We start from the raw sequence: 25,403 nt of genomic DNA, 5'->3' as shown, positions 1-25,403 counted from the left end.
TCCTTATGCCGTCGGAGAGATGTCGGATTGTTCTTTGAGGCCCTGGCGCACACGGTTGACCAGGGTGTAGGCGAGCAATGCCGCCACCAGCCACATCACCCCGTCGACCCAGCCGGCGCCGAGCCAGCCCAGGGCCACGCCGGTGGCGAGTACGCCAAGGACAAACGCCCGATCACTCTTGCCCATGGGCCCGTCGTAGCGGCGCGAGGCACCGACCATCGGCCCGAGTACGCCGGCGTATTCGCTGAACACCGCCAGCAGCGTCACCAGCAACACCGGCGCCAGGCTGACCCCGGGGAGCAGGGCAAATGGCAGGATCAGCGCGCTGTCGGCGATCACGTCGCACAGTTCATTGAGGTAGGCGCCCAGGCGTGATTGCTGGCCGAATTCCCGGGCGAGCATGCCGTCGATGGCATTGAGGGCCATGCGCAGGATCATCCACAGCGGGATCAGTACGAACACCCAGGCGTGCTGGGCGAACCCCGCGATCAGCAGGCCGACGAGCAACGACACGATCCCGGCCAGCACGGTGATCTGGTTGGCGGTGGTGCCGTTGTCATACAGGCGCTGCACCAGGGGCCGCAGCAGGTTTTGAAAACGCGGTTTGAGCTGATAGATCGAAATCATGAGGGTGACGCTTCCTTGTCCGTGATCCCACGAAAAATCTGCTGTGAGTGTGACGATAAATCGCGGTGCGCACTAGTGATGGCTCCTACAACGGTTCAGGAAATCAGGAAAATTTTCACGGCGCTGTAACGCCCCTGCGGCACCTCACTCTAGTGCTGTGTCGGGACTGGACAAACCGTTCAGCCGACCCCCTACAGACCCATGAGGAATACCACAATGAACTTCAAGAACGCTGTTTCCGGTGCTGCCCTGGCCATTGCTGCCGCCACGATGTTTGCCGGTGTCGCGACCCAGGCGCAGGCCGCCGATGAGGCGAACGTGCATTGCTACGGCGTGACCTCCTGCAAAGGCATGAACGACTGCAAGACCGCTGAAAACGCCTGCAAAGGCCAGGCTGTCTGCAAGGGCCATGGCTTCAAGGCAATGACCAAGGCCGCTTGCGATGCGGCTGGCGGCAAAGTCGGCGAGTAACCGCGAATACGTGATCCCGCAGCGGTGTGCACGTCGCTGCGGACACTTTCCAGGAGTTCGTCATGTCGGTATCGGTTCCTTGCCTGGGCTACGGCCTGGGGCTACGCAGTCATTACTATCAACACATCATCGAGCAGTCGCCGGAGGTGGACTGGTTCGAAATCGTCTCCGAGAATTATCTGGTCCAGGGCGGCAAGGCCCTGTACTACCTGGACGCCATCGCCGAGCGTTATCCGCTGGTGATGCATGGGGTGTCCCTGTCCATTGGCGGCCCCCATGCCCTCGATAGGGACTACCTCAAGCAACTCAAGCAATTGGCCGACCGGGTCAAGCCGGCATGGGTCTCCGATCACCTGTGCTGGAGCCGGGGCAACGCCCATCAACTGCATGACTTGTTGCCGCTGCCCTACACCGAAGAAAGTCTCTACCACGTCGCCACCCGTGTGCGGCAGGTACAGGCGGTGCTGGAGCGGCCGCTGGTATTGGAAAATGTCTCCAGCTATGTGCGATCCAAGGCCGATGAATTCACCGAGTGGGAATTTCTCAGCGCCTTGAGCCACCTCAGCGGTTGCGAGCTGCTGTTGGACGTCAACAACGTGTATGTCAGTTCGCGCAACCATGGCTTCGACGCCTGGACCTTTATCCGCAACCTGCCGCCGCAGAGCATCCGCCAACTGCATTTGGCCGGGCATATGGACTACGGCGACTACGTGGTCGATACCCATGACCATCCGGTGTGTGATCCGGTGTGGCAGCTGTTTCAACAGACACTGGAACACCTGGGGCCAGTGGCGACGTTGCTGGAGCGCGATGACCATTTCCCGCCGTTTGCCGAGCTGCTCGACGAGTTGGGCAAGGCCCGTGAGTTGGGGGCGGATGCCTTGGCCCGGAGGTCGCTATGCGCCTGACCGACTGGCAACTGGCGTTTGAACGGCATTTATTGGCAGACGCCGACGACACTGGCTTTGCCGGCACCTTGATCGGTGGCCCGACACTGGATGTCGACACCGGCCTGGCGATCTACCACAACGCCTATCGGGCCCGTTTGCTGGAAGTGATGCAGGGGGATTTCCCGGCGGTGTGGCATTGGCTGGGGGACGACGAGTTTGCCGGGCTGGTGGTGGCCTATGTGCAGTGCTATCCATCCACGCATTTCAGCCTGCGCTGGCTGGGGCAACGGTTTGCAGACTTTATCGACGAGCATCTGGTCGCCGAACAAGCCGCCCCCCTGGTGGAGCTGGCGCGCCTGGAATGGGCCTTTACCCTGGCGTTTGATGCGCCTGCGGGCCAACCCCTGACTCTTGAAGACATGGCCCGGCTGGCGCCCGAGGCCTGGCCGTTATTGCAGGTTGAGTGGACGCCGGCGGTGCAGCAAGTGCTGTGTCGCTTCAACAGCCTGCAGATCTGGCGTGCGGTCAAGGCGCAGGCTGGGTTTCCCGGTAGCCAGGCGTTGCCGCTGGCCGAGGTGTGCCTGATCTGGCGTCACCAACAGGTGTGCCGTTACCGGAGCCTGGAGCCTGCCGAGGCGTACGCCCTGGCCGGGATGGCCGACAGCGGGTGGAGTTTTTCAGAACTGTGCGCGGAATTGGCAGTCACTTATCAAGAGGGCGCGCCGCTGCAAGCTGTCACGTGGTTGAAACAGTGGGTTGAGGACGGTTTGCTGCAACGTCGGGCACCATAAAAGGGCGTTATCGAACCGATAGCCTGCTACTTTTTGTGGATGGTCTACCCTCATTTCGGACGTCTGAAACAAGGGGGGACTACTCATGCTCGCGCAACTTCCACCGGCCTTACAGAATCTTCAGCTACCGCTGCGTCTGCGACTCTGGGATGGCCATGAATTCAACCTGGGCCCGGAGCCCAGCGTTACCATCGTGGTCAAGGATCCGGTGATGGTGACGCAACTGACCCACCCCACGCTCGATTCCCTGGGCGCTGCTTTCGTTGAAGGCAAGCTGGAGCTGGAAGGCTCGATCAGCGATGTAATCCGGGTGTGTGACGAATTGAGCCACGCCCTGCTCGAGGAGGACGAGCACGCCGGCCCGGTGCGTTCGATTCACGACAAGGCTACGGATGCGGCCGCGATTTCCTACCACTATGACCTGTCGAACGAGTTCTACCAGCTCTGGCTGGACCGCGACATGGCCTATTCCTGCGGTTACTTCGAGACCGGCAGCGAATCCCTCGACCAAGCCCAACAAGACAAATTCCGCCACCTGTGCCGCAAGCTACGCCTGCAGCCTGGGGAGTACCTGCTGGATGTCGGTTGTGGCTGGGGCGGGTTGGCGCGGTATGCGGCCCGCGAGTTCGGGGTCAAGGTGTTCGGCATCACCCTGAGCAAGGAACAATTGGCACTGGCCAAGGAGCGGGTAATCGCTGAGGGCCTGGAAGACCTGGTTGAGTTGAAATTGCTCGACTACCGTGACCTGCCCCAGGACGGGCGGTTCGACAAAGTCGTCAGCGTCGGCATGTTCGAGCACGTCGGCCACGCCAACCTGGCGCAGTACTGCCAGACCCTGTTCGGCGCCGTGCGTGAAGGGGGGCTGGTGCTCAACCATGGCATCACCGCCAAACATACCGATGGCCGCCCGGTGGGGCGCGGTGCCGGCGAGTTTATCGAGCGTTACGTGTTCCCCAATGGTGAGCTGCCGCACCTGGTGATGATCAGCGCCGAAATCAGCGAAGTCGGCCTGGAAGTGGTCGACGTGGAAAGCCTGCGCCTGCATTACGCACGCACCCTCGACCACTGGAGCGAACGCCTGGAAGACAACCTGGAGGCGGCGGCAAAAATGGTCCCGGCCCAGGCACTGCGTATCTGGCGCCTGTACCTGGCGGGTTGCGCCTATGCGTTTGCGCGTGGGTGGATCAACCTGCACCAGATCCTGGCGGTCAAGCCCCATGCCGATGGCAGCCATGAGTTGCCGTGGACGCGGGAAGATCTCTACCGCTGAGCCAACCGATGGCTGAGTGTGGGAGCTGGCAAGCCAGCTCCCACCTTCTGTCCGGCGCAATTTATAAGATAGGGGAAATCAGCCGCGCCACGCGCATGCCCAGTTGCTGCAGGCGGCGGGTCTGCTGGCTTTCTTCCTGGCTGGTTTCGTGGGCCTGGGCGAAGTCATCCAGCAGCATGTGTTCCACCTCGCTGGCGAAGGCTTCGTCGACTGTCAGCAACATCACTTCGAAGTTGAGGCGGAACGAACGGTTGTCCAGGTTCGCACTGCCGATGGCGCTGATTTCCCGATCTACCAGCACCACTTTCTGATGCAAAAAACCCGGTTTGTAGCGGAACACCCGGACCCCGGCGCGCACCGCTTCAATCGCGTACAGGCTGGAGGCGGCATACACAATGCGATGGTCGGGGCGTGACGGCAGCAGCAAGCGCACGTCCACGCCACGCAACACCGCCAGGCGCAGCGCGGCGAATACCGCCTCATCGGGGATGAAATACGGGCTGGTGATCCACACCCGCTCAGTCGCCGCATGAATGGCTTCGACGAAAAACAGCGAACAGGTTTCATACGGGTCCGCCGGACCGCTGGCCAGCAATTGGCAGAGCACGCCGTCATCGGCATAGGTATCGGGCAGGATCAGCGGCGGCAGTTCGCGCGCGGCCCAGAACCAGTCTTCGGCAAACGATTCTTGCAGGCACGCCACCACGGGGCCGCTGACTTGCACATGGGTGTCGCGCCAGGGGGCGAGCGGCGGCTTCTTGCCCATGTATTCGTCGCCGACGTTATGCCCGCCGACAAAACCGGTCAGGCCATCGACCACGACAATCTTGCGGTGGTTGCGGAAATTCACCTGAAAGCGATTGAGCCAGCCGCTGCGGGTGGCAAACGCCTTGATCTGCACCCCGGCATCGCGTAGCGATTGCACATAGCGGTGGGGCAGGGAGTGGCTGCCGATGCGGTCATACAGCACGTAGATGGCTACACCTTCGGCGGCCTTGGCCCTGAGCAGTGCATGCAATTGGCGCCCCAGTTCATCGTCATGAATGATGAAGAACTGCACCAACACGGCAGTCTTGGCGGCGCGGATGGCGTCGAAGATGGCGCTGAAGGTGGCATCGCCATTGACCAGCAAACGCACCTGGTTGTTCGCCAGACACGGCATGCGTCCCAGCTTGGGCATGGCGCGCAGGGAGGCGTAGGCCAGGGAGTTACGCGCAGCCAGGGCTTCTTCGACCCAAGGGCGCCAGTTCAACTCAGTGATTGCCTTGTGCATTTCCTGGTTGGCCTGGCGCCGCGCCTGGATATAGGCGTCGAAGCTGCTGCGGCCAAAGATCAGGTAGGGGATCAGCGTCAGGTACGGCATGAACATCAGCGACAGTGCCCAGGCGATTGAGCCTTGGGCGGTACGCACGGTGAGCACCGCGTGCAGGGCAGCCAGCGAGCCGAGAAAATGCAGGGTTGCGATGAAGTAGCCAAGCAAGTGCGGGCCGAAGAAATCCATGGGCAACGGTACTCCTGACAATCCAATGCGTAACAGACCATGTTCGGCGGCGATTGTCGCTATTTTATTGAGCATGCAACGCCGACCACTTTACGACGTCTAACGCCGACAATTACCCAGGAGTTACCCGATGAATGCTCGTCTGCTTGGTTTGGCCATGGTTGTTGGTTTGACGCTGCCGGTGGCAGCGCAGGCGCAGATGTTGGCGCCGGGCTTGTGGGAATTGACCACCAGCAATATGAAAGTCGATAACCAGAATCTGCCGGACTTGTCGTTGATCCTCGGTCAACTGAAGCAACAGATGACCCCGGAACAACGCGCAATGCTGGAAAAACAAGGCATCACCATGGCTGGCAAGGGCGTGCAGGTCTGCCTGACCCCGGCCCAGGTGGCCTCTGATTCCATCCCGCTGACCGACCCGCAATCGGGTTGCAAGCAAGAGGTCACAGACAAGACCGGCAACCAGTGGAAATTCCGCTTCAGTTGCCCGAAAGCCCAGGGCACTGGCGTGGCCACGTTCCAGAGCCAGAAGGCGTTCACCACCACGGTCAACGGTACTTTCAATGCCACTGGCGTGCAGCAGAACGGCAGCCTCGACACCCATGCACAGTGGCTGGGCAACGACTGTGGCACGGTCAAACCCCGGGCCTGAACGGCTCCTGGGTTTTAGCGCAGAAAATGCAGGGGCAGCCCCTGGCAACTGTCGATCACCTGCCCCTGGTGCCAGGCCACATGGCCTGACACCAGAGTAGTGCTGACGCTATGGCGAAAGCTGCGCTCGGCAAAGGGTGTCCAGCCGCAGCGGGCGAGGATCGGTTGGCTGCTCACCGGTTTGCCTTCGGGCTCGGGTTTGATCAGCACCAGGTCGGCCCAGTAGCCCTCGCGCAGGTACCCCCGGTCGGGAATGGCGAACAGGTCGGCAACGCGATGACTGGTTTTCGCTACCAATGTGGTCAGGGGCAACAGGCCGTCCGCCATCAACGCCGGTAGCGCATGTTGCACCAGGGGTAACCCCGCTGGTGCCTCGCGGTATGGCCGCTGTTTTTGCTCCCAAGTATGAGGTGCGTGGTCGGTGCCGATCACATCCAGGCGATTGCTCAGCAGTGCCAGGCGCAGGGCATTGCGGTCGGCCCGGGTTTTGATCGCCGGGTTGCATTTGATCTGGTGGCCGAGGCGGGCGTAGTCGCGGTCGTCGAACAGCAAGTGGTGCACGCACACTTCTGCCGTGATGCGTTTTTCTGCCAGCGGTTTATCTTCAAATAACGACAGTTCCCGGGCGCTGGTCAGGTGCAGCACATGCAAGCGCGTGCCGTGGCGGCGCGCCAGCTCCACGGCCAGGGATGAGGAGCGATAGCAGGCTTCGGCGTCGCGAATCAGCGGGTGGGCGACGGCGGGGATCGCCTCGCCAAACCGGTTTCGCAAGCGTTGTTCATTGGCCTGGATGCTCGGCGTGTGCTCGCAATGGGCGAGGAGAATGGTCGGCACCTCTGCAAATAAACGCTCCAGGACGCGTGGATCATCCACCAGCATATTGCCGGTGGAGGCGCCCATAAACACTTTGACCCCGGCGACCTGCCGCGGATCAAGGGCAGCCACGGTGTCGAGGTTGTCGTTGCTGACACCAAAGTGAAACCCGTAATTGGCTACCGAGTGCAGTGCGGCGCGGCGTTTTTTGTCGGCCAGAGCTTCCAGGGTCAAGGTCGCGGGCTGGGTGTTGGGCATATCCATGAAACTGGTAATGCCCCCGGCCACTGCGGCGCGGGACTCGCTGTAAAAACTGCCTTTGTCCGGCGCGCCAGGTTCGCGGAAATGCACTTGGTCGTCGATCATGCCCGGCAGCAGCCATTGGCCTTGGGCATCAATCTCAATCTCGGCCGTTTGCCCCTGGATGCTGCCGGCGATTTTTTCGATACGGCCGTTGGCGACCAGCACGTCGGCATCGAATTCCTGGCCTTCATTCACCAGGCGGGCGTTGCGGATCAGCAAGCGGCTCATGTTTAGAACTCGTTTTGCAGGGCTTTGTAGCCGCGCACCAGGTCGACATTGGTACGCGCCACGTCTTCGGAAAACTCCGATGCGCTGACGCTCACGGGCGGGAACTGCGACAGGTCGGTGTTGGGGCCGATGCGCGTGGTGGACGGCACATAGAACGCGGCGGGCAAGTCGCGGCCATCGACCACCGAGTTATGCCGCACCACGCAGCCATCACCGACCACACAGTTGAACAGCACACTGTTGAAGCCGATAAACACCCGGTCGCCGACAGTGCAGGGGCCGTGGACAATCGAGCGATGGGCGATGGAGCTGAACTCGCCGATAGTCACCGCCGCACCGGATTTGGAGTGGATCACCACGCCGTCCTGGATATTGGAATTGGCGCCGATGGTGATCGGGTCCATGTCGCCGGTGGCGTCGACTTCGTCGGCGCGGATCACCGCATAGGGGCCGACAAATACGTTCTCGCCGATGATCACCTTGCCGCAGATGATCGCGGTTTTATCGACGTAGGCCGACTCGGCAATGACCGGCAGATCGCCGGAAGGATTCTTGCGGATCATGCTTTAGGTTCCTTGAGAGGCGCGGTGATGATGTGCAGTTGATCGTTTTCGATAGCGTTGTAAAAACAGGTGGGTCGGCCGGTGTGACAGGCAGGACCTTGTTGGTCGACGATCAGCAACACGGCATCGCCGTCGCAATCCAGGCGTGCTTCGATCAACTGCTGCTGGTGGCCAGAGCTTTCGCCTTTGCGCCACAACTGCTGGCGCGAGCGTGACCAGTAGCAGACCTGGCCGCTGGCGAGGGTCTCGTCGAGGGCCTGGCGGTTCATCCAGGCCAGCATCAACACTGCGCCGCTGCCGTGTTGCTGGGCGATGGCGGCGATCAGGCCGTCACTGTTCCACGGCAGGGCATCCAATACGGGGGCCAGGGGAAAACGGCTACCCACGGCTGCCGCTTCCAGGTCGAGCATCGTCAGTTTCATGGGGTGCCCGAGGTGCCTCTCGTCCAATGGCTTTCGGCCACGGCGTCATGGGCGTGCAGGCTTTCGGCGTGGATGACTTTGAGTTGAATGGCTTGCACCGCATCCGAGCGTTTCAGTGCCAGGTTCAGGCGGCGCGCGGCGTCTTCGCAAAACATGAGGTTCTGGCCGTTGGCGAGGGCGAACGCCTGTTCATCGGCGCGCTTTACAGCGGTTTGTACGGCGGTGCCGAGGGCTGCTTCGGCCTGGTCGATCAAGGCTGTCAGGGGCAAGACTTGGACGTCGGGTTGCAGATGGACCTGCAACAGCGCACTGCTGCGTTGGCTATGGGGCGTGGCGACGATGCCATTGGCGCTGCCAAGCCAGGCCAGTACATCTTCGTGTTGCAACGACTTGTTGCCGAAGTGATCAACAAATTGCTGTTGAATCAACTGCCTGGCGAGGGCCGCAGAGCATGGGCAGGTGGAAGAGTAGGTCACGTCAATTTTTAGTTCCACGTGGAACATCTGTTTTTCCAGACGCGCTTCGATGGTCACCGGGTAAGTCTTCCAGCCCGATAGCGGGCTGACCAACGCCGGGCGTTTGAGCAGCAAATCGGTGTGAATCCGCAGGTAGGCGCTGCTCGATAACCCTTCATGGCTATCGAGAAATCGCTGCAACACCTGACGCAGCAGCGCCGGTTGCAGGTCTTGTTGCTCGAGCATTTCCAACGCCAGGTACAGGCGCGACATATGAATGCCCCGCGCCTCGCCGTCATCCAGGCTCACGCCGGCATCGGCCTTGGCACTCAAACGTTGGCCGTCGATCAGGATGGGAAGAGCAATGCCGCACATACCCACCCAGTCGAGGGGCAAGGCTTGGCGAGAAGCCTGCGCGGCGATATCGGGCAGAGTCAGCGCATTCATGAGCAGGTCCATCGTTGGAGATAATCTGACATGTTATAGTATAACAATTAGATCGACGATGATTTTTCTACGACCGCTCTAGCACCCGCTGATACGGCTGCAGGTGAACTTGGCGCTGGAGCCTCCGGAACTGGAGAACCGGTTGATCGTGGTCCAGCCCACACGCCGTGTGTAGCCGACCCACGCCTCACCGTCTGAGGCCAGACCGGTAAAGAACGTCAATTGGCCGTAGCGGCTATTGGTCTGCGCCCAGTAACGCTTGCCGATCACCTCGAATCCGCGCAAATACGTGGTGTTGCCTGCGGTCGCGACACTGTAGGCATTGCCCTGGGAATCGACACAGGCCAGCAGGGTGGCGCTGCGGGTGCACGTGGCCAGGGGGCTGGCTACTTGGGCGCCGGCCTGGGTCGCTACCAGCAGCAACACACCGCATAACAGGGATTTCATCGCGTTTCTCGGGGCCTGGAGGCGTTCAAGGATTGCGCCCTTCGTCGTGACGGGCAAGAGGGGATTAGCTTATTTGCATTGTTATACTATAACATCAAAATACAGCCTGACCCGTGAACCGACCTGATGACTGAACAAGACCTGCTCGCTCAACCACCTGCTGATTATATGAATGAGGCCCAGCAGGCCTTTTTCCGCGAGCTGTTGTTGGCTCAGCGCTATGACCTGCAAGCGCGCATCGAAGCCGAGTTCATCGTGCTGCGCGAGCAGGAACCCCATAGCGATCCCGCCGATATCGGTAGCGCCGAAGAACAGCGCCAATGGCAACTGCGTCTGCTGGAGCGGGAAAAGAAGCTGCTGGACAAGATCGACGAGGCCCTTGAGCACCTCGCCCGTGGTGAGTACGGCTGGTGCCGTGAGACAGGCGAGCCGATTGGCCTCAAGCGTCTGTTGCTGCGGCCCACGGCCACCCTGTGTATTGAAGCCAAAGAACGTGAAGAGCTGCGCGAACGCCATCAACGGGCGATTTGACCGGCCAACCTGATGAGGAACACCCGATGACCGACCGTCTACCCGTAACCGTGCTGTCCGGCTTTCTCGGCGCCGGTAAAAGCACGCTGCTCAATTACGTCCTGCGCAACCGCGAAAACCTGCGAGTGGCGGTGATCGTCAACGATATGAGCGAAATCAACATTGATGGCGCTGCGGTGCAGCGCGACGTCAGCCTCAATCGCGCCGAAGAAAAACTGGTGGAAATGAGCAACGGCTGCATCTGCTGCACTTTGCGCGAAGACTTGCTCGTTGAGGTCGGAAAGCTCGCCAGGGAGGGTCGGTTCGACTACCTGCTGATCGAATCCACTGGCATTTCCGAACCGCTGCCCGTGGCAGAAACCTTCACCTTTCGCGATGAAAACGGTCAGAGCCTGGCCGACATTGCGCGTCTGGACACCATGGTCACCGTGGTCGACGGCATGAACTTCCTGCTCGACTACCAAGCCGCCGACAGCCTGGCGTCACGGGGCGAAACCCTGGGTGAAGATGATGAGCGTTCCATCACCGACCTGTTGATCGAGCAGATCGAGTTTGCCGACGTCATCCTTATCAGCAAGATCGACCTGATCAGCAGCCACGAACGTGAAGAACTGGTGGCCATCCTTGAACGCCTGAATGCCCAGGCGCGCATCATTCCCATGGTCATGGGCGAAGTGCCGCTGGCCGAGATCCTCAATACCGGGCGTTTTGACTTCGAGCGCGCGGCCCAGGCGCCGGGCTGGCTGCAGGAACTGCGTGGCGAACATGTGCCGGAGACTGAAGAATACGGCATCGCCTCCACGGCCTATCGGGCGCGCCGGCCATTCCATCCCCAGCGTTTTTTCGACTTTATCGACCGCCCGTGGGTCAACGGCAGGCTGCTGCGCTCCAAGGGATTTTTCTGGCTGGCCAGCAAACATCGCGACGCCGGCAGTTGGTCCCAGGCCGGTGGCTTGATGCGCCATGGTTTTGCTGGTCGCTGGTGGCGCTTTGTGCCCAAGAGCCAATGGCCCGAGGACCAGCAAAGCGTCGCGGCGATCATGGAGAACTGGCAACTGAGCACCGGCGATTGCCGCCAGGAACTGGTGTTTATCGGGCAGAACATCGACTTCGTGCGCCTGCGCGCGGAGTTGGACGCGTGCCTGCTGACCGACGATGAAATGGCCCAGGGCGTCGAAGGTTGGCGCCTGCTGGTCGATCCTTTTGGCCCTTGGTATGAGGAGGCAGCCGCCTGATGTTGGCCCCTGTGATTCAACTGCGCCCGGTGATTCGCCAGACCCGTGGTGAAACCCCGTTGGCGCTCGCCGATATCCTCGATAACGGGGTGAACCTGGCGCTGTGGCAGCGTCAGTTGCCGCTGCATATCGCCGAGTTTGGTGCGTTGCTGGTCTCGCTGAACGAGCCGCTGGCAGAATCGCTGGTGGTTGAGTTGGACAGTGAAGATGCTGAGCCCAACTTGCAGGGCTTGGCCGCAGGTTGTCGTGACCTTGAGGGCTACGACGGGTTTATCGCCGATGTGGCATGGCTGGTCAGCGCCTTTGCCTGCCTGCTGGGCGCCAAGCGTATTGGCGTGCGGTTAAGGCTGTTGGACAAGGCCATGTGCCCGCGTTTTCACGTCGATCATGTGCCCGTGCGCTTGATCACCACCTATGCCGGTATCGGCAGCCAATGGTTGCGCGAAGGGGTGATGGACCGACGTCAGTTGAGTCAGGCGGACGCGGAGCCCACCGAGCGCATCGAACAAATCCACTGCGGTGAAGTCGCCCTGCTCAAAGGCGAAAAGTGGCGTGGCAATGAAGGCTACGGCTTGATTCATCGTTCGCCGGCGCTGGCCGCCAATGAACGACGGCTGATTCTGACGCTGGATTGGCTGGCATAACCGGGTAGGATCAATCGTCTCTACACGGCCTGAATAATGTCCACGATGCTGCAGAATATTCCCACGCATGTGATTGCCGGCCCCTTGGGGGCTGGCAAGACCAGCTTGATCAAGCACCTGTTCACCCAGCGCCCGGCCAATGAGCGTTGGGCGGTGTTGATCAATGAGTTCGGGCAGATTGGCCTGGATGCTGCGCTGCTGACCCTGGATGACGACGGTATTGCCATCGGCGAAGTGGCCGGTGGCTGTTTGTGCTGTGTGAATGGTGCGCCATTCCAGATAGGGCTAGGTCGCCTGCTGCGTAAGGCCAAGCCGGACCGCCTGTTTATCGAACCCTCAGGGTTGGGGCACCCGGCGCAATTGCTGGCGCAGTTGCGCCAGGCGCCCTGGCAAACCGTGCTGGCCGTCCAGCCTTGTGTGCTGGTCCTGGATGCCCAGGCACTGGCGGCAGGCAGACCGTTGCCCGACGCGCAACGCGAGGCATTGGCCAGTGCCGGGTTGCTGGTGCTGAACAAGGAAGAAGGGCTGGATGCCGCGCAACGCAGCGTTATCGAAAACACATTACCAGCCTGCGAGGTTTACTGGACTCGACAGGCGCAACTGCCATTGGTCCGCCTGCCAGGGTTCGGCGCACAGGCCGGAGCGCCTGTGGATAACGTTGAAGTGCCCAAGGGGTTGACGCAAATCCCGGCAATCTGGAGCGATCCGTGCGTGCCGATTTGCCTGCACCAGGCGCAGGAAGGCGGCTGGAGCATCGGTTGGCGCTGGCACCCGAGCCAGCAGTTCGATCCCGCGTTGCTGCGGCAATGGTTGCAGGGCCTGGACTGGCGCCGTGCCAAATTGGTTATCCACAGCGCAGATGGTTGGGTTTCGGCCAACGCTGTGGATAACACCATGCTCACTTGGCAGCCCAGCGAATGGCGCCGGGACTCACGCATCGAGCTGATCTTCAGTGAAGAGAAGGACGTGGCAGAACTGCAAAAGGCCCTGGCCGCTTGCCGTCAGTGACGGCTCTTGCCGTGCTCCTGACGCCACTGGCTCAGTTCAATCACTTCGGCGCTGGGCGGCGGGGTCTTTATTTCAAACGGGTAGGGCGCCAGTTCGATCTGCGCACTGTGGGCCCCAAACTGGGTGATGGTGCCAGGGTGGCGGGCCTCACCGGTCACGGTGAACTCAAAGTTGTAGACCCGCGCCAAACGCCGGCGGCCGCTGGCGTCCTTGACGAAGCCGATGCGTTTCAAGGCCACGGCGCCGTCGAGCAATTCGATGTCGAGCTTGGCGCAATGCTGTTTGACCCTCTCCAGCGCACGCTCGCGCAAGCCGTGGTTGTGCCACACCCAGGCGGCAGCCGCCGCCACTAGCATCAGCACAAAGATATTTCCCAGGGTCAGCATGCGATTTGCTCCAACAAAGTAAGGCCAGCTTAACTGTGTCTCCGGTCTGTCGTACAGGATGCTTTTAGTCGCATACTGCGCGGCCAGAATTCAACGGTTTTACGGAAGTTTCCTGCATGAAACGCACACCTCATCTGCTTGCGATCCAGTCCCATGTGGTCTTCGGCCATGCCGGCAACAGCGCCGCCGTATTTCCCATGCAGCGAGTGGGGGTGAATGTCTGGCCGCTCAACACCGTGCAGTTCTCCAACCATACCCAGTATGGCCACTGGGCGGGAGAAGTGTTGGCGCCGCAGCAAATTCCGGCGCTGGTGGAGGGGATTGCGGCGATTGGCGAACTGGGCAACTGCGATGCGGTGCTGTCCGGCTACCTGGGCAGCGCCGCCCAGGGGCGGGCGATCCTGAGCGGTGTGGCGCGGATCAAGGCGATCAACCCCAGGGCCCTGTACCTGTGCGACCCAGTGATGGGCCATCCGGAAAAAGGCTGCATCGTACCCCAGGAAGTCAGTGATTTTTTGCTGGACGAAGCGGTGGCCATGGCCGACTTTCTGTGCCCCAACCAACTGGAGCTGGACAGCTTTTGCGGGCGTAAACCGCAGTCGCTGTTCGATTGCCTGGGTATGGCGCGTGCCCTGCTGGCGCGTGGGCCCAAAGCGGTGCTGGTCAAGCACCTGGACTACCCGGGCAAGCTGGCGGACGGTTTCGAAATGCTGCTGGTGACGGCCGAAGGCAGCTGGCACCTGCGCCGGCCGCTGCTGGCATTTGCGCGCCAGCCGGTGGGGGTGGGCGACCTGACATCGGGCCTGTTCCTGGCGCGGGTGCTGCTGGGCGACAGCCTGCTGGCCGCGTTCGAGTTCACGGCGTCGGCTGTGCATGAAGTGCTGCTGGAAACCCAGGCATGCGCCAGTTACGAGTTGGAATTGGTACGGGCCCAGGACCGCATCGCCCATCCGCGCGTGCGCTTTGAAGCCACGCCGATCAGTCTGTAACACCCAAAATCCCCCTGTAGGAACTGGCAAGCCAGCCCCTACAGGGGGATTGTGTTTTACAGCGCGTCGGCTTTGATTTCCTGGTAGCGCTTCTCCAGCTCCTGGCGAATCTGCCGGCGCTGTTTGCCCTGGATAAACCGGCGCTTGTCTTCACTGTTCTGTGGCTGCAACGCTGGCACGGCGGCCGGTTTACGGGCGTCGTCGACGGCAACCATGGTGAAGAAGCAACTGTTGGTATGGCGCACCGAGCGCTCGCGGATGTTCTCGGTGACCACCTTGATCCCCACTTCCATCGACGTGTTGCCGGTGTAGTTGACCGAAGCCAGAAATGTCACCAGTTCGCCCACATGGATCGGCTCACGAAAAATCACCTGGTCCACCGACAGTGTGACGACATAGCGGCCGGCATAACGGCTGGCGCAGGCGTAGGCCACTTCGTCGAGGTACTTGAGCAGGGTACCGCCGTGGACATTGCCTGAGAAATTGGCCATGTCAGGGGTCATCAATACCGTCATCGACAGCTGGGCGTTTCCGGGTTCCATAGCACACTCACGGTTGTAGGCATTGGTTGGGGGGGGCACCTCTGCGGATGCTCGAATCATTACAGCGCCATCCCTAACGGGACGCCGGGACGGGGCTTGCCGTCACGCCCAGGGCGATCTGTTTCCATATATTGCACCGGCTTTCTGCCGCAAGTCGCGGTGTTACCCTTGAAAAGCCCATTTCAAGGGCATTTCTTACGAATAAGGCAGACTTTTCCTTCCGCATATTGCGCGCCGTTGTGGCGGCTGCCTGGAATTCGGGACAGTGCCAGTACCCTCAAGGAGCCCCTCGCCATGCACGCCATCAGTTTTATCCAGGACTTGGCCGTGATCATGCTCGTGGCAGGGGTGGTGACCATCCTGTTCCATCGCTTCAAGCAGCCGGTCGTCCTGGGGTACATCGTCGCCGGCTTTATCATCGGCCCGCACACCCCGCCTTTCGGCCTGATCCACGACGAAGACACCATCAAGACCCTGGCCGAGCTGGGGGTGATTTTCCTGATGTTCTGCCTGGGCCTGGAGTTCAGCCTACGCAAGCTGTTCAAGGTCGGCGCCACGGCGTTTATCGCGGCCTTCCTGGAAATCATCCTGATGATCTGGATTGGCTATGAAATTGGCCAATGGTTCGACTGGAACACCATGGATTCACTGTTCCTCGGTGCGATCCTGGCGATTTCCTCGACCACCATCATCGTCAAGGCGCTCAACGACCTGAAGATGAAAAACCAGCGCTTTGCCCAACTGATCTTTGGCGTGCTGATCGTCGAGGACATCCTGGGCATCGGCATCATCGCCTTGTTATCGAGCATCGCCGTCAGCGGCACGGTCAGCTCCGGCGAGGTATTTTCCACGGTCGGCAAGCTCTCACTGTTCATGATCGTGGCCCTGGTGATTGGCATTTTGCTGGTGCCACGCCTGCTGGCCTACGTGGCCAAGTTTGAAAGCAACGAGATGCTGCTGATCACCGTCCTGGGCCTGTGTTTTGGCTTCTGCCTGCTGGTGGTCAAGCTGGAGTACAGCATGGTGCTGGGCGCCTTCCTGATCGGTGCGATCATGGCCGAGTCCCGGCAATTGCTGAAAATAGAACGCCTGATCGAGCCGGTTCGCGACATGTTCAGTGCCATCTTCTTCGTTGCCATTGGCTTGATGATCGACCCGCAGATCCTGCTGCAATATGCGTGGCCGATTGCGGTGATTACTGTGGCCGTGGTGCTGGGCAAGATGCTGTCCTGTGGCCTTGGCGCGTTTATCGCCGGTAATGACGGCCGCACCTCGTTGCGGGTGGGCATGGGCCTGTCACAGATCGGCGAATTTTCTTTCATCATTGCGGCGCTGGGGATGACCTTGCAGGTCACCAGCGACTTTCTCTACCCGGTGGCGGTGGCCGTTTCCGCCATCACTACGTTGCTCACGCCATACCTTATTCGTGGCGCCGACCCATTGTCCTTGAAGATCGCGGCTGTGATGCCACAGCGTCTGAGCCGGGTGTTTGGCATGTATGGCGAATGGCTGCGCAGCATTTCGCCCCAGGGCGAAGGCGCGATGCTGGCGTCGATGATCCGCAAGATCATCTTGCAGGTAGGGGTAAACCTGGCGCTGGTGGTGGCGATCTTCTTTACCGGCAGCTTCTTCGCCGCGCGCATTGGAGGGTATCTGGAAGGCTGGATCAGTGATCCGAGCTGGCAGAAGGCATTGATCTGGGGTGGTGCGTTGCTACTGTCGCTGCCGTTTCTGATTGCCGCATATCGCAAGCTCAAGGCGCTGTCGATGCTGCTGGCGGAAATGAGCGTGAAGCCGGAAATGGCTGGGCGCCATACCCAACGTGTACGGCGGGTGATTGCCGAACTGATCCCGATTCTCTCGCTGCTGGTGATCTTCCTGCTATTGGCGGCCTTGTCGGCCAGTATTTTGCCGACCAACAAGTTGCTGGTATTGATTGCGGTGGTGACGGCCGCAGTGGCTGCCGTGCTCTGGCGCTGGTTCATCCGCATCCATACGCGCATGCAAGTGGCCTTGCTGGAAACCCTGGATAATCACAAGGACACGCCGGAGCATTGAGCGTATGTGGCGAGGGGGCTTTGCACACCGCCCCCTTGTCACTGGTTTTGGCTCAGCTTTCCAGCCACACGTCCCGCGCCCAGTGCCACACCGATTCCCATGACTCTTCGGTTACCAGTTCTTCTTCGCCGGACCACAAGACCACCGTGCCGTCTTCTTCGACGCAGTAGTAGTCGTCGCCATCCTGGCAAATCGGGATCAGTTCGCGAGGCACGCCGATATCCCAGGCATTGGCGGCGACTTCCGGCAGGTAAGTGTGGGACTGGGGGTCGGTGATGGTCACCGGTTCCAGGCTGCCATACACCACATCGCTGACGGTCAGCAGGAATTCCTTGAACACAAACGGGATGTTGATAAACAGCTGTTCTTCGACTTCCACCAACTGGTCTTCGTCGGGCAGTTCCAGAGGAACCGGTACCGGTTCGTTGGCTTCACGCAATTGTTCGATAACTTCTTCCACGGCCGGGATCCTCATGCTAAATGGCGCGGTTTATAGGGGCGTTTTATACAGTAGCTCGCTATAAGTGCAACCGCGAAATAGAAAACCCGGGGTTATTGGTTAAAACTGCTTTTCCAGCTTTAGGCTGATGCTGTTTTTATCGTAGGAATAAAGCCAGTCGACATTGCTGACGACCTTGTTGTACTTGACCGTCAGACTGGGCACCACATCCATCACCGCCAGGCGTGGGGCGCGCAGGATAAAGGTGTAGCCCTGTTCATCGTCGTTGCGTCGCTCATCGACAATGGCGCTGTAGGCATCGTATTGGCGCTGGCGGTATGAGGCGAACAGCACAGCGCTGACGCCCACCTCGAAATCCTTGGCGACGCCCAGTCGCACACCTTTTTGCAGGTAAGCCTGGGTGCTGTCCCGGGCGTTGCGCTGGCTCAGGTCCACGCCGCCGAACAACGTCCAGCGCTGGGGCAGGGCCTGCCACAGAGTGGCGTAGAAAGAACTGATGCCGCCGTCGAGGTTGCTATTGATTTCGTGTTTGTAGGCCATGTCCTTGTATTCGCCTTCCAGCTTGAACATCCGCGTGGCTGACAGCGTGTGAATCCATTCGCCGCGCAGCCCCCAGGCGCTGTACATGGCGTTGTCGGCGATGGTGTTGAATTCATAGGATGGCCCGAGGGCGTACTGGTTTTTCGCATCGTGATAGCTGTAGCCGGCGTTGTTGATAATTGTGCTTTCGTTGTACTTGCTCTCCTTTTCATACGCCTGGCCGTACAACAGCGAGCGCATGAACACCCCGTGATGGCCGCTAAGGGCGATGCGCTTGTTGAGCGTTGCCTCGTAATCGGTGCCGTGGGCAGACACTGCCTTGGGCAGCGAGCGTTGGACCAGAATGGTTTCTTCGGCAGTGACATAGCGATACGTCACTGTGCTTTCGGGGGACTGGTTGAGATTTTTGCCCCAGGTCGGGCCGATGGCGAAGGAGCCTTGCCAGTCTTCACGGTGATCCAGGGCCTGCTTGAAACTGTCGACGGTCTTGCCCAGGCCCATGGCCTGCGCGTCGGAGGGGCTGAGGCCACTACTGATCTGCTGGAATACGGCGTTGGACTCGCCATCCTTGCGGTTTTCGAACAGCACCCGCGCCAGCTCCAGGCGGCCCGGCAGGAAGTCGGACTGTATCGCCAGCAATTGGCGGTAATAATCTTCGGCTTGCTCCAGGTCGCCATCGGCGCGGGCCAGGCCACCCTTGGCATAGGCGGTGAGCATCGGGTCGTGGCCGGGCAGGGCGGTGTAGCGTTTGAGGTAGTCCCTGGCTTGGGACCAGTTCTGGCGCGAGATCGACACATACACTGCACGGCCCAACTCATCCAGGGTGTTGCCAACGGTGTAGTCCTGACCGTCGATGTTCAAGAGTGGCGCGGCACCGTCGCTGGGCATTTCATCTTTGAGCAACTCGCGCTCTTGCTGATTGGCGCGGTACTCGATGGTCTGGTTCAGGCGCAGGCTGGTGTCCTGGTCGGCAGCAAATACCGTAGGGGTTATGAACAGCAGTAGGAAAAAGGGCAAAACGTGTAGCGTGAGGGATCGCTTGCAGTAGGGCTGGGGCATTACCGGGCTCTCGGGATCGCTTCAAAACGCCCAAAGCGAGTGCCTGGGGGCAGGCACTTGCTTAGGTGGTGCTACAACAGGTTCAACCGACGATTACTTGGCGACACCACCGAAGGCGGTGTCGTAGTTGCGATCGGAGAACTTAGCGATACCGGCCAGCGACGCGGTGGAGCCTGCGCCGAAGAAGCTGCCTTGGGTGGTGCCGGTTGACAGGCTTGCGTTACTCACGGCGTCACGGGCTCGTGCAGTACCGGCGAAGCTGGCATCGGCAGTGTTGATGTTGGCCGACAACTGGACTTTCAGGGCGCTGTTGCTCAACGAGCCGGTCAGGGTTGGTGCCGCTGTACCGAAGGAAGCGGTCAGGTCGCCGGACAGCACGTTAGCGCCGGAGTAATTGTTAATGCCCTGTACCGCATAGGTCACGTTGGCAGTTGGCAGTACGCGGCCAGTGGTGTCGCCGGAGTAGTACACAACACGGGTTGGGTCATTGTTGGCGCCGGTTTGCGACCACTCGCCGTAGTACACCTGTTGGTTGGCGACTTGTTTGAAGTCAAAGTTGCCCAGTGTGGAGTGGGAAGCCGGCATCATCGCGGTAGTAATGGTGGATACACCATTTGCGTCGTTGGCAGCCATGCCTTTCAAGCCGCTGAAGGCAACTTTTGTACCGTTGTAAAACGCTTTTACGCCAATGGCAGGCTGACCCGCCGAGCCAGGGTGGTTCGTAGAGCCGGTGCCACTGGAACCGTCAACAACGATGGTGCCATCGTAACTTTGACCAGAAGAAGTGGCTGCTTGAGCAACGCCAGCCAGACCCAGAAGTGCCACTGCCAATACTGTGTGTTTGAAAGATTTCATTTCATCATCCATTGAGTGATTTAAATTAAGTCAACACGTCAAGCATTTGCCGATTGCTTCTTTAGCCTCCCATGGCACACCTCGCAAGTTGGAACGTAGTGATAAAACGATTTCAATAGAAACTTATGTTCATTTAACAACCCCGCCGAAAGCGGTGTCGTAATCACGATTCGTAAATTTGGCGATACCGGCCAGCGATGCATTGGTGCCGGCACCGAAGAAGCTCCCCTTGGTGATGTATACGTTGGACATTTAATTCAGGCGTTACTGTCTCTGGTTTGCTGAGCCTTGAAATTTAAAAAGTGGTAGTAAATGCAAGTTTTAATGTGCGGCCGGGTGCGGGCATGGCCGAACGCGTCATCGGGTCGATATAGTAGAGGTTGCTCAAGTTAGTGCCCGTCAGCTCGATGGAGGCATCATCGGTCAACTTGTAGTTTACATAAGCATCATAAGTGACGATTTTGTCCCATGACATGGGCGTGTTGATGTAGTAACTGACCATGGCGCTGTTTGGGTAATTGCTGTTGAACTTGCTCTCGTGCTGACGGTAATAAATCGCGCGGCCACCGATCTCTAGTTTACGGTCGAGGAAACGTGCACCCAATCCAAGGTTGGCTGACCACTCGGGCTGAGACATGCTCACCAAGTAACCGCCCACAAAGCCATCATCCACGCAGTCAGGGGTACTGCCATCGGTGCTGATGGATAGGGCTGAATCTTCATCACAGACTTTATTTTTCAGGACATGGGCGAGGCTGAAATCGGTGAAAAAGCGCCCGCTATCGTAGCGACCTTGAAACTCCACGCCGGAGGTCATCTGTTTTTCCAGGTTACTGAAGCGCAGTTGGGGGCTGCGTTCAATCACGTTCTTCGTGGTGTTGTTGTAATAGGTCAATTTGACGTCGGCGCTCTCACTACCACCCCACCCGGCAAGGTTATGAATGTAAGCGACTTCGTAGTTATAGGCGTGCTCCGGCTCAAGTCCCCAAGGGTTTGTAGACGACGAGAATCCTATGGTGCTTTCAAACATGCTTGGGTAGCGGATGGCTTCACTGTAGCGAAGATAAACTCGACCATTTTCCGAGGTGTAAAAGGTCACTGATAAATTTGGCACCCAGCCGCTGTCTTTCTGATGTTTGGCACTGATATCTTTTTGCTCGGTAATATAATTGTCGTCTGCCGTGCACTGAATAATATTTTCCCCAGCGTTCACACCATTAATACACGGATTGTTATCGCGTGAATAACGACCTTTTCCATCATGTGCCCAGTTAACAAGGTGTTTGGTATCTTGAATACGCTTCGTATCTCGTTTGATCCGTTCTACATCCTCTAAACGCTCTTCATCCGTCATACCGAAGCCATCCCAAAACTGGCTCTCGTACGCTATTTTTTCATCAATCAATACTTTCAATTCGTGGTCTGTCAGCGTTTTTTGAGTGACGTAAGACACTCGCCGACCGGTTGGTACGTCTTGCGTTATTGTCCCTGTCTTGTCTTGGTCGCCTTTGAGATAGTCATCAAATGCCCAATACGATGAATAACGCATCCCGGCGTTGAATCGGGCAAATGTGACGGGTCTCCAATCGAAGTTGAAGTTGTACTCTTTTTCCACCCGGCGTCCGGCGCGGGGATACATGCGCAATGTGTCGCCGATGATGGGGTCTTGATAGTTATCGTTCGAGCCCAGCTTTTCATGTTGGTAGCTGCCGCCGAGGGTCAGGTCGAGGCTGTCGAGCAGCTTGAGTTTGTTGCTTGCAGTCAAACCGACGCGGTCATGCTGGGCATTGGCTACGGCCGTGTTCCGGTACACTCGATCATCTTCGGTGGTCTGATTGGGTACACCGCCGCTGCTGTAAGTATCGCTGCGGGTATTGGTTGCCCAGAGGTTGGAATAGAAGTCCACCCATGGGTTGCCCTCAGGCTTGAGATTGTATTCCAGGTTGTAGGCTTTGCTTTGTACATGACTCAAGGGCCACTGCGGTACGCCGTAAGTGGCTGCGTCATAGAGGTCCTGGGGCCTGAAGAACGAGATGCGCGATGGCATGATTTCGCCATATAGCGCATCCGTATCGCGGTAGCCGAACTCCAGGGATTGGCCTTCATCGATCTTGAGTTTGGCCTTGCCCAGCCAGGACTCCATCTTGCTGGAAGTGTTGGGTACCTCATCGCCCGGCTTGTAGATATTTGCCAGGTTGGGGATGTAGTCAAATTGGCCGTTGATCTGTTTACCGGTGGAGTAAAAGTCGGTCTTGTTCTTGCCTGCGTAGTGGTTGCCCTTTTCCCGGAAGGCGTAGGCCGCCAACAGTTCGAATTTCTCCTGACGTGTGCCCAAGGCTAAACGATAGGCAGAATCATCGCTGGACAGGAGTTTGTTGTTACTGCTCGTGCGCGGATGTTTGTACAGCGAAGGATCGTAGTAAGAGTGGAGGGGAATGTGCTGATAGTCGGGACTGCGCGTCTGCCCGGTCAGCAGCGTCGGCAGCTTGGGCGACACCGAATTGTTGCTGCCTTCGATCTTGAGTTCGCCACCGAACGCCTGGTCTTCCTTGAGTATGTCGTCGACGTTCAGGGTGCTGGCTACCACTGCCCCCCCGACGCCGCTGTAGACGTTACGCTCCAGGTTCGGGCCCTTGAGCACCTTGATGCTGCCGATCAAGTTGGGGTCGATGTAATTACGGTTGTTGGCGCCCATGTAGCCGCGATAAGCGGTGATTGCCTGCTCGGTGCCGTCGATGGTCACCGGCACGCGGCCGGGGCCCTGGATGCCGCGGATGTTTGGGTCCAGTGCGCCGCTGTTGCGCGAGTCGCCGCTGTACACGTTGAGCATGCCCTTGAACATATCGGCGGGGGCCGCGCCTTTGTAGCGTTCGATCTGCTCCTTGCCGGCATACACCGAGGAGATGTCCTGGTCGTAGATATCGTTGTAGCCCTTCTCGTCCCGGGACTGCTTGCCTTCCATGCCCATGATGTACGTCGGATGCAGGTCGCCGGCCTGGATGCCCGCCGAGTTCGGCATCGATTGCACTTGGATGATCGGGCGTTCGGCAGAGCCGGTGAGGCTGTAGCTGACCCCTTGGTTGGCCAGCAGCGTTTGCAGTGCGGCATCCAGGGAGAGGCGACCCTTGACTGGGTTACCGTAGCTTTTGGTGAGGTCGTTACTGCCCAGGTAGAGCTCGACACCGGCTTGACGCGCCAACAGCACCAAGGCTTCGTCCAGCGCCAGGGTGGGTACGTTGAACGTGTATAGGTCAGTGGCCGGGGCGTGGTTTGCACTGGCGGCTGGTGCCGCCAGCACCGCGCTGATGGTCGCGGCATCGGCGACCAGCGCAATGACGGCCAACTGGATCCCCAGGCTCAGCCGGGTACGTTTTGTTCCCTGGCGTTTTTTGTTGTTCTCTTGCGTCTGCAAAACCGGCCTCACTAAAGTAAATAAGATTTATTCACATGTAGTAGAAACGGCCCAGCTGCAAAAACGCGATAGATCGTTATGATCTATGTATGTAGTTTTTTATCCGATTTAGAAACTTACGCTGCCTGAGGTTACTCAGTAGATCAGCGTCAGCCCTGGCAGGTCGACCATGCGCCCGTGGACTTGCGCCACCAGGTGTTCAAGCGCGTCGTCCAGGTTATCCAGGCGCATCACCGCGCTGACCCGGGCGTTGCGCAGCGCCTCGCCCTTGACCAGCACCAGCCCGGGTCGGTAACGGTTGATGCGGGCGGCGACATCGGCAAGGGACTCGCGCTGGAATACCAGCCGGCCTTCCTGCCAACTGGCCAGTTCCTCGGGGTTGGTGTTCAGCGGCACCAGGCCCGTTTTGGGGCTGAAGCGCAGGCTGTTACCCTGCTCCAGCAGCGCGGAGCCGGCGGCCTCATCGCGCCCGTGCGGGGTCAGGTTGACCTCGACCCGGTGTTGCAGCACACCCACCCAGCCTTCGCGATCCTTGCCCACACCGACCAGATAACGCGTGCCTCGCGCGGTGATATCGGCCCCGGGCGCTTGTACGGTGAAGGGCCGCCGCTCCTGTTCATTCATTGGCGCAGGGGTGAAGACCGCCTCGCCCTGGCTCAGGCGCACCCGCCGGGTCTGATCGTCGTAGACCAGGCTCAGGATACTGTGGCTACCCAATTCCACCTGGCTGCCATCGGCCAGGGTGATCTGGCGCACTTCGCCAAAACCGGTGTGATAGTCGCTGTTCAGGGCTTGTAGCCAGAAGGGTGGGGCCAGCAGCATCCAGCAGCCCAACACCAGTGCAGCCACGGCGCTGCCGCCGACCACCGGCATGCGCAACCAGGCAGACCGCGGCGGGCGCTGGGGTTTTACATAACCGGGGCGTTGCTTGAGCTGGGCGGTAGCCTGCCATGCACGATTGGCGCGCTCGGCGGCGGCGGCGTGCAACGGGTCGGCGGCCAGCCAGCGCTGAAAAGCCTCGAGTTCACGTGCCGAAAGCTGTCCTTGGCGATGGCGCATCACCCAGTCGGCAGCTTTGCGCTCTACCGGGTCGATAGTCTGTGGGGAGGCGTTCACGGTTCGGTCTATTTACCTTTTGGCTCTTTGTCGTACACAAGGCTCAGCCCTCTTGGCCCGGCTCAAGCGCCCGGCCAATCCTGGCCAGGGCCATGGCCATGTGTTTTTGTACAGAGCTTGTGGATATCCGTAAATAGCGCGCGGTCTCTTTGTGCGTCATGCCCTCCACCCGGCACAGCATGAACACATCGCGGGTACGCGGTGGCATGCGCTCCAGCAGGCTTTCCAGGTGCTCCAGTTCCAACGCGCCGAGGGCCTGTTCTTCAGGGCAACTGGTTTCGTCGACCAGGGTGGCGAAGAAGGCGCTGGGGTCGTTGTCGTAACGCTTTTCACCATAGCGGCGGTGATGGTCGATCATCAGGTTGTGCGCTACCCGAAACAGATAGGACGGCGCGCACAGCACGCGCTCCAGGCTCTCCAACTGGGCGATGCGCAGGAAAGTGTCCTGCACCAGGTCCGAGGCCAGGCTTGGGGAGCACTTTTTGCGCAACAGATAGCGATGCAACGCGGGTGCATGTTGAGTGAACAGTTTTTCCAGCACGGCGGCACTTTCCTATGCTCGGGCAGAACCGGGGAGGGTGAGTATAATGAGAGTCGTTCTCATTAATCCAGCAAAACCCCATGCCGACTTTTCCACAGGCAAAAAAACACCCCGGCTGTGCAGGCTTCTTAAAGCACTGCACAAGACC

General features: G+C 59.5%; 27 protein-coding genes. 11 read left to right on the top strand and 16 right to left on the bottom strand.

Annotation, left to right across the window (positions count from 1 at the left end; genetic code table 11):
* Positions 1-3: 3 nt before the first annotated feature.
* Complete coding sequence (locus K1X80_RS00825) at positions 4-627, bottom strand: CDP-alcohol phosphatidyltransferase family protein (protein WP_057961223.1); 624 nt, start codon at positions 625-627, stop codon at positions 4-6.
* Between the two features lie 216 nt (positions 628-843).
* On the opposite strand from K1X80_RS00825, the gene K1X80_RS00820 reads away from it, so the two are divergent.
* The 4 genes from K1X80_RS00820 to cfaB all read left to right on the top strand — a co-directional run bounded on the left by K1X80_RS00820 (position 844) and on the right by cfaB (position 4,049).
* Positions 844-1,098 carry a hypothetical protein gene (locus K1X80_RS00820; protein ID WP_057440587.1) on the top strand — a complete coding sequence of 85 codons (255 nt, stop codon included), beginning with the start codon at positions 844-846 and terminating at the stop codon, positions 1,096-1,098.
* 62 nt (positions 1,099-1,160) lie between these two features.
* A complete protein-coding gene (locus K1X80_RS00815; protein ID WP_057961222.1) occupies positions 1,161-2,006 on the top strand; it encodes a DUF692 domain-containing protein in 846 nt (281 codons plus the stop codon).
* Positions 1,997-2,779 (top strand): DNA-binding domain-containing protein, encoded by a 783-nt coding sequence (locus K1X80_RS00810; RefSeq protein WP_057961221.1) that lies wholly within the window; start codon positions 1,997-1,999, stop codon positions 2,777-2,779. The genes K1X80_RS00815 and K1X80_RS00810 overlap by 10 nt, the downstream gene beginning before the upstream one ends.
* Before the next feature lie 85 nt (positions 2,780-2,864).
* Entirely contained in the window at positions 2,865-4,049 is a 1,185-nt protein-coding gene (gene cfaB, locus K1X80_RS00805) for a C17 cyclopropane fatty acid synthase CfaB (RefSeq protein ID WP_120734377.1), read from the top strand.
* 61 nt (positions 4,050-4,110) lie between these two features.
* On the opposite strand, the gene cls is transcribed toward cfaB, so the two are convergent.
* The gene (gene cls, locus K1X80_RS00800; protein WP_057444243.1) at positions 4,111-5,550 is read right to left on the bottom strand and encodes a cardiolipin synthase; all 1,440 of its coding nucleotides are present in this window, start codon (positions 5,548-5,550) and stop codon (positions 4,111-4,113) included.
* Positions 5,551-5,680: 130 nt separating this feature from the next.
* Between cls and K1X80_RS00795 the strand changes: the two genes are divergently transcribed.
* A complete protein-coding gene (locus tag K1X80_RS00795; protein ID WP_057961218.1) occupies positions 5,681-6,202 on the top strand; it encodes a DUF3617 domain-containing protein in 522 nt (173 codons plus the stop codon).
* 14 nt (positions 6,203-6,216) lie between these two features.
* Here K1X80_RS00795 and K1X80_RS00790 read toward each other — a convergent pair whose 3' ends face one another.
* From K1X80_RS00790 to K1X80_RS00770, 5 genes are all read right to left on the bottom strand, one after another.
* Positions 6,217-7,545, bottom strand: a complete 1,329-nt coding sequence (locus tag K1X80_RS00790) for a dihydroorotase (RefSeq protein ID WP_220172614.1) — start codon at positions 7,543-7,545, stop codon at positions 6,217-6,219.
* Between the two features lie 2 nt (positions 7,546-7,547).
* Positions 7,548-8,108: a DapH/DapD/GlmU-related protein gene (locus K1X80_RS00785; protein ID WP_115129320.1), complete on the bottom strand. Its 561-nt coding sequence runs from the start codon at positions 8,106-8,108 to the stop codon at positions 7,548-7,550.
* Positions 8,105-8,530: a phosphoribosyl-AMP cyclohydrolase gene (gene hisI / locus K1X80_RS00780; protein ID WP_198817633.1), complete on the bottom strand. Its 426-nt coding sequence runs from the start codon at positions 8,528-8,530 to the stop codon at positions 8,105-8,107. Before hisI ends, K1X80_RS00785 begins: the two co-directional genes overlap by 4 nt.
* Positions 8,527-9,432 (bottom strand): GTP cyclohydrolase FolE2, encoded by a 906-nt coding sequence (folE2, locus tag K1X80_RS00775; RefSeq protein WP_198817634.1) that lies wholly within the window; start codon positions 9,430-9,432, stop codon positions 8,527-8,529. The genes hisI and folE2 overlap by 4 nt, the downstream gene beginning before the upstream one ends.
* Before the next feature lie 78 nt (positions 9,433-9,510).
* Positions 9,511-9,879 carry a glutamine synthetase gene (locus K1X80_RS00770; RefSeq protein ID WP_186625699.1) on the bottom strand — a complete coding sequence of 123 codons (369 nt, stop codon included), beginning with the start codon at positions 9,877-9,879 and terminating at the stop codon, positions 9,511-9,513.
* 126 nt (positions 9,880-10,005) lie between these two features.
* Here K1X80_RS00770 and dksA point away from each other — a divergent pair, with 126 nt between their 5' ends.
* Genes dksA through K1X80_RS00750 form a run of 4 tightly spaced genes read left to right on the top strand, consistent with a single transcriptional unit; the run spans position 10,006 to position 13,297 of the window.
* Positions 10,006-10,410, top strand: coding sequence for an RNA polymerase-binding protein DksA (gene dksA, locus K1X80_RS00765; protein WP_186625698.1), 405 nt, complete (start codon positions 10,006-10,008; stop codon positions 10,408-10,410).
* Between the two features lie 26 nt (positions 10,411-10,436).
* Positions 10,437-11,645, top strand: a complete 1,209-nt coding sequence (zigA, locus tag K1X80_RS00760; RefSeq protein WP_186625693.1) for a zinc metallochaperone GTPase ZigA — start codon at positions 10,437-10,439, stop codon at positions 11,643-11,645.
* Positions 11,645-12,289: a DUF1826 domain-containing protein gene (locus K1X80_RS00755; RefSeq protein WP_057440577.1), complete on the top strand. Its 645-nt coding sequence runs from the start codon at positions 11,645-11,647 to the stop codon at positions 12,287-12,289. The genes zigA and K1X80_RS00755 overlap by 1 nt, the downstream gene beginning before the upstream one ends.
* 45 nt (positions 12,290-12,334) lie before the next feature.
* Positions 12,335-13,297, top strand: coding sequence for a GTP-binding protein (locus K1X80_RS00750; protein ID WP_186625705.1), 963 nt, complete (start codon positions 12,335-12,337; stop codon positions 13,295-13,297).
* Here the strand turns inward: K1X80_RS00750 and K1X80_RS00745 are convergent.
* Positions 13,291-13,683 carry a DUF3301 domain-containing protein gene (locus K1X80_RS00745; protein WP_057440575.1) on the bottom strand — a complete coding sequence of 131 codons (393 nt, stop codon included), beginning with the start codon at positions 13,681-13,683 and terminating at the stop codon, positions 13,291-13,293. The genes K1X80_RS00750 and K1X80_RS00745 overlap by 7 nt on opposite strands.
* A gap of 116 nt (positions 13,684-13,799) precedes the next feature.
* Here K1X80_RS00745 and pdxY point away from each other — a divergent pair, with 116 nt between their 5' ends.
* A complete protein-coding gene (gene pdxY, locus K1X80_RS00740) occupies positions 13,800-14,672 on the top strand; it encodes a pyridoxal kinase PdxY (protein ID WP_057440574.1) in 873 nt (290 codons plus the stop codon).
* Positions 14,673-14,728: 56 nt separating this feature from the next.
* Here the strand turns inward: pdxY and K1X80_RS00735 are convergent, their stop codons facing one another.
* Positions 14,729-15,214, bottom strand: coding sequence for an acyl-CoA thioesterase (locus K1X80_RS00735; protein WP_057961210.1), 486 nt, complete (start codon positions 15,212-15,214; stop codon positions 14,729-14,731).
* A gap of 294 nt (positions 15,215-15,508) precedes the next feature.
* Here K1X80_RS00735 and K1X80_RS00730 point away from each other — a divergent pair, with 294 nt between their 5' ends.
* Complete coding sequence (locus K1X80_RS00730; protein ID WP_057961209.1) at positions 15,509-17,272, top strand: cation:proton antiporter; 1,764 nt, start codon at positions 15,509-15,511, stop codon at positions 17,270-17,272.
* Positions 17,273-17,324: 52 nt separating this feature from the next.
* Here K1X80_RS00730 and K1X80_RS00725 read toward each other — a convergent pair whose 3' ends face one another.
* The 7 genes from K1X80_RS00725 to K1X80_RS00700 form a co-directional block, all read right to left on the bottom strand.
* The gene (locus tag K1X80_RS00725; RefSeq protein WP_029290059.1) at positions 17,325-17,732 is read right to left on the bottom strand and encodes an SMI1/KNR4 family protein; all 408 of its coding nucleotides are present in this window, start codon (positions 17,730-17,732) and stop codon (positions 17,325-17,327) included.
* Positions 17,733-17,831: 99 nt separating this feature from the next.
* A complete protein-coding gene (locus K1X80_RS00720; protein ID WP_120734371.1) occupies positions 17,832-19,331 on the bottom strand; it encodes a surface lipoprotein assembly modifier in 1,500 nt (499 codons plus the stop codon).
* Between the two features lie 93 nt (positions 19,332-19,424).
* Positions 19,425-20,186 (bottom strand): Slam-dependent surface lipoprotein, encoded by a 762-nt coding sequence (locus tag K1X80_RS00715; protein ID WP_233093208.1) that lies wholly within the window; start codon positions 20,184-20,186, stop codon positions 19,425-19,427.
* Between the two features lie 129 nt (positions 20,187-20,315).
* A complete protein-coding gene (locus K1X80_RS28010; protein WP_258571537.1) occupies positions 20,316-20,438 on the bottom strand; it encodes a hypothetical protein in 123 nt (40 codons plus the stop codon).
* A gap of 43 nt (positions 20,439-20,481) precedes the next feature.
* Complete coding sequence (locus K1X80_RS00710) at positions 20,482-23,598, bottom strand: TonB-dependent receptor domain-containing protein (protein WP_120734369.1); 3,117 nt, start codon at positions 23,596-23,598, stop codon at positions 20,482-20,484.
* Positions 23,599-23,733: 135 nt separating this feature from the next.
* Positions 23,734-24,714 (bottom strand): FecR domain-containing protein, encoded by a 981-nt coding sequence (locus K1X80_RS00705; protein WP_240435954.1) that lies wholly within the window; start codon positions 24,712-24,714, stop codon positions 23,734-23,736.
* Between the two features lie 43 nt (positions 24,715-24,757).
* A complete protein-coding gene (locus K1X80_RS00700; RefSeq protein WP_057440570.1) occupies positions 24,758-25,255 on the bottom strand; it encodes an RNA polymerase sigma factor in 498 nt (165 codons plus the stop codon).
* Positions 25,256-25,403 lie beyond the last annotated feature (148 nt).

The sequence above is a fragment of the Pseudomonas sp. So3.2b genome (assembly GCF_019464415.1).
Classification (GTDB): Bacteria; Pseudomonadota; Gammaproteobacteria; order Pseudomonadales; family Pseudomonadaceae; genus Aquipseudomonas; species Aquipseudomonas shahriarae.
The sequence above is the reverse complement of the archived record's forward strand: the minus strand, read 5'-3'. Positions and strand labels throughout refer to the sequence as shown.

What these genes read in the sequence shown, in the direction of transcription:
- K1X80_RS00825 (WP_057961223.1), bottom strand. Translation starts at nt 627, where the DNA reads ATGATTTCGATCTATCAGCTCAAACCGCGTTTTCAAAACCTGCTGCGG.
- K1X80_RS00820 (WP_057440587.1), top strand. Translation starts at nt 844, where the DNA reads ATGAACTTCAAGAACGCTGTTTCCGGTGCTGCCCTGGCCATTGCTGCC.
- K1X80_RS00815 (WP_057961222.1), top strand. Translation starts at nt 1,161, where the DNA reads ATGTCGGTATCGGTTCCTTGCCTGGGCTACGGCCTGGGGCTACGCAGT.
- K1X80_RS00810 (WP_057961221.1), top strand. Translation starts at nt 1,997, where the DNA reads ATGCGCCTGACCGACTGGCAACTGGCGTTTGAACGGCATTTATTGGCA.
- cfaB (WP_120734377.1), top strand. Translation starts at nt 2,865, where the DNA reads ATGCTCGCGCAACTTCCACCGGCCTTACAGAATCTTCAGCTACCGCTG.
- cls (WP_057444243.1), bottom strand. Translation starts at nt 5,550, where the DNA reads ATGGATTTCTTCGGCCCGCACTTGCTTGGCTACTTCATCGCAACCCTG.
- K1X80_RS00795 (WP_057961218.1), top strand. Translation starts at nt 5,681, where the DNA reads ATGAATGCTCGTCTGCTTGGTTTGGCCATGGTTGTTGGTTTGACGCTG.
- K1X80_RS00790 (WP_220172614.1), bottom strand. Translation starts at nt 7,545, where the DNA reads ATGAGCCGCTTGCTGATCCGCAACGCCCGCCTGGTGAATGAAGGCCAG.
- K1X80_RS00785 (WP_115129320.1), bottom strand. Translation starts at nt 8,108, where the DNA reads ATGATCCGCAAGAATCCTTCCGGCGATCTGCCGGTCATTGCCGAGTCG.
- hisI (WP_198817633.1), bottom strand. Translation starts at nt 8,530, where the DNA reads ATGAAACTGACGATGCTCGACCTGGAAGCGGCAGCCGTGGGTAGCCGT.
- folE2 (WP_198817634.1), bottom strand. Translation starts at nt 9,432, where the DNA reads ATGAATGCGCTGACTCTGCCCGATATCGCCGCGCAGGCTTCTCGCCAA.
- K1X80_RS00770 (WP_186625699.1), bottom strand. Translation starts at nt 9,879, where the DNA reads ATGAAATCCCTGTTATGCGGTGTGTTGCTGCTGGTAGCGACCCAGGCC.
- dksA (WP_186625698.1), top strand. Translation starts at nt 10,006, where the DNA reads ATGACTGAACAAGACCTGCTCGCTCAACCACCTGCTGATTATATGAAT.
- zigA (WP_186625693.1), top strand. Translation starts at nt 10,437, where the DNA reads ATGACCGACCGTCTACCCGTAACCGTGCTGTCCGGCTTTCTCGGCGCC.
- K1X80_RS00755 (WP_057440577.1), top strand. Translation starts at nt 11,645, where the DNA reads ATGTTGGCCCCTGTGATTCAACTGCGCCCGGTGATTCGCCAGACCCGT.
- K1X80_RS00750 (WP_186625705.1), top strand. Translation starts at nt 12,335, where the DNA reads ATGCTGCAGAATATTCCCACGCATGTGATTGCCGGCCCCTTGGGGGCT.
- K1X80_RS00745 (WP_057440575.1), bottom strand. Translation starts at nt 13,683, where the DNA reads ATGCTGACCCTGGGAAATATCTTTGTGCTGATGCTAGTGGCGGCGGCT.
- pdxY (WP_057440574.1), top strand. Translation starts at nt 13,800, where the DNA reads ATGAAACGCACACCTCATCTGCTTGCGATCCAGTCCCATGTGGTCTTC.
- K1X80_RS00735 (WP_057961210.1), bottom strand. Translation starts at nt 15,214, where the DNA reads ATGGAACCCGGAAACGCCCAGCTGTCGATGACGGTATTGATGACCCCT.
- K1X80_RS00730 (WP_057961209.1), top strand. Translation starts at nt 15,509, where the DNA reads ATGCACGCCATCAGTTTTATCCAGGACTTGGCCGTGATCATGCTCGTG.
- K1X80_RS00720 (WP_120734371.1), bottom strand. Translation starts at nt 19,331, where the DNA reads ATGCCCCAGCCCTACTGCAAGCGATCCCTCACGCTACACGTTTTGCCC.
- K1X80_RS00715 (WP_233093208.1), bottom strand. Translation starts at nt 20,186, where the DNA reads ATGAAATCTTTCAAACACACAGTATTGGCAGTGGCACTTCTGGGTCTG.
- K1X80_RS28010 (WP_258571537.1), bottom strand. Translation starts at nt 20,438, where the DNA reads ATGTCCAACGTATACATCACCAAGGGGAGCTTCTTCGGTGCCGGCACC.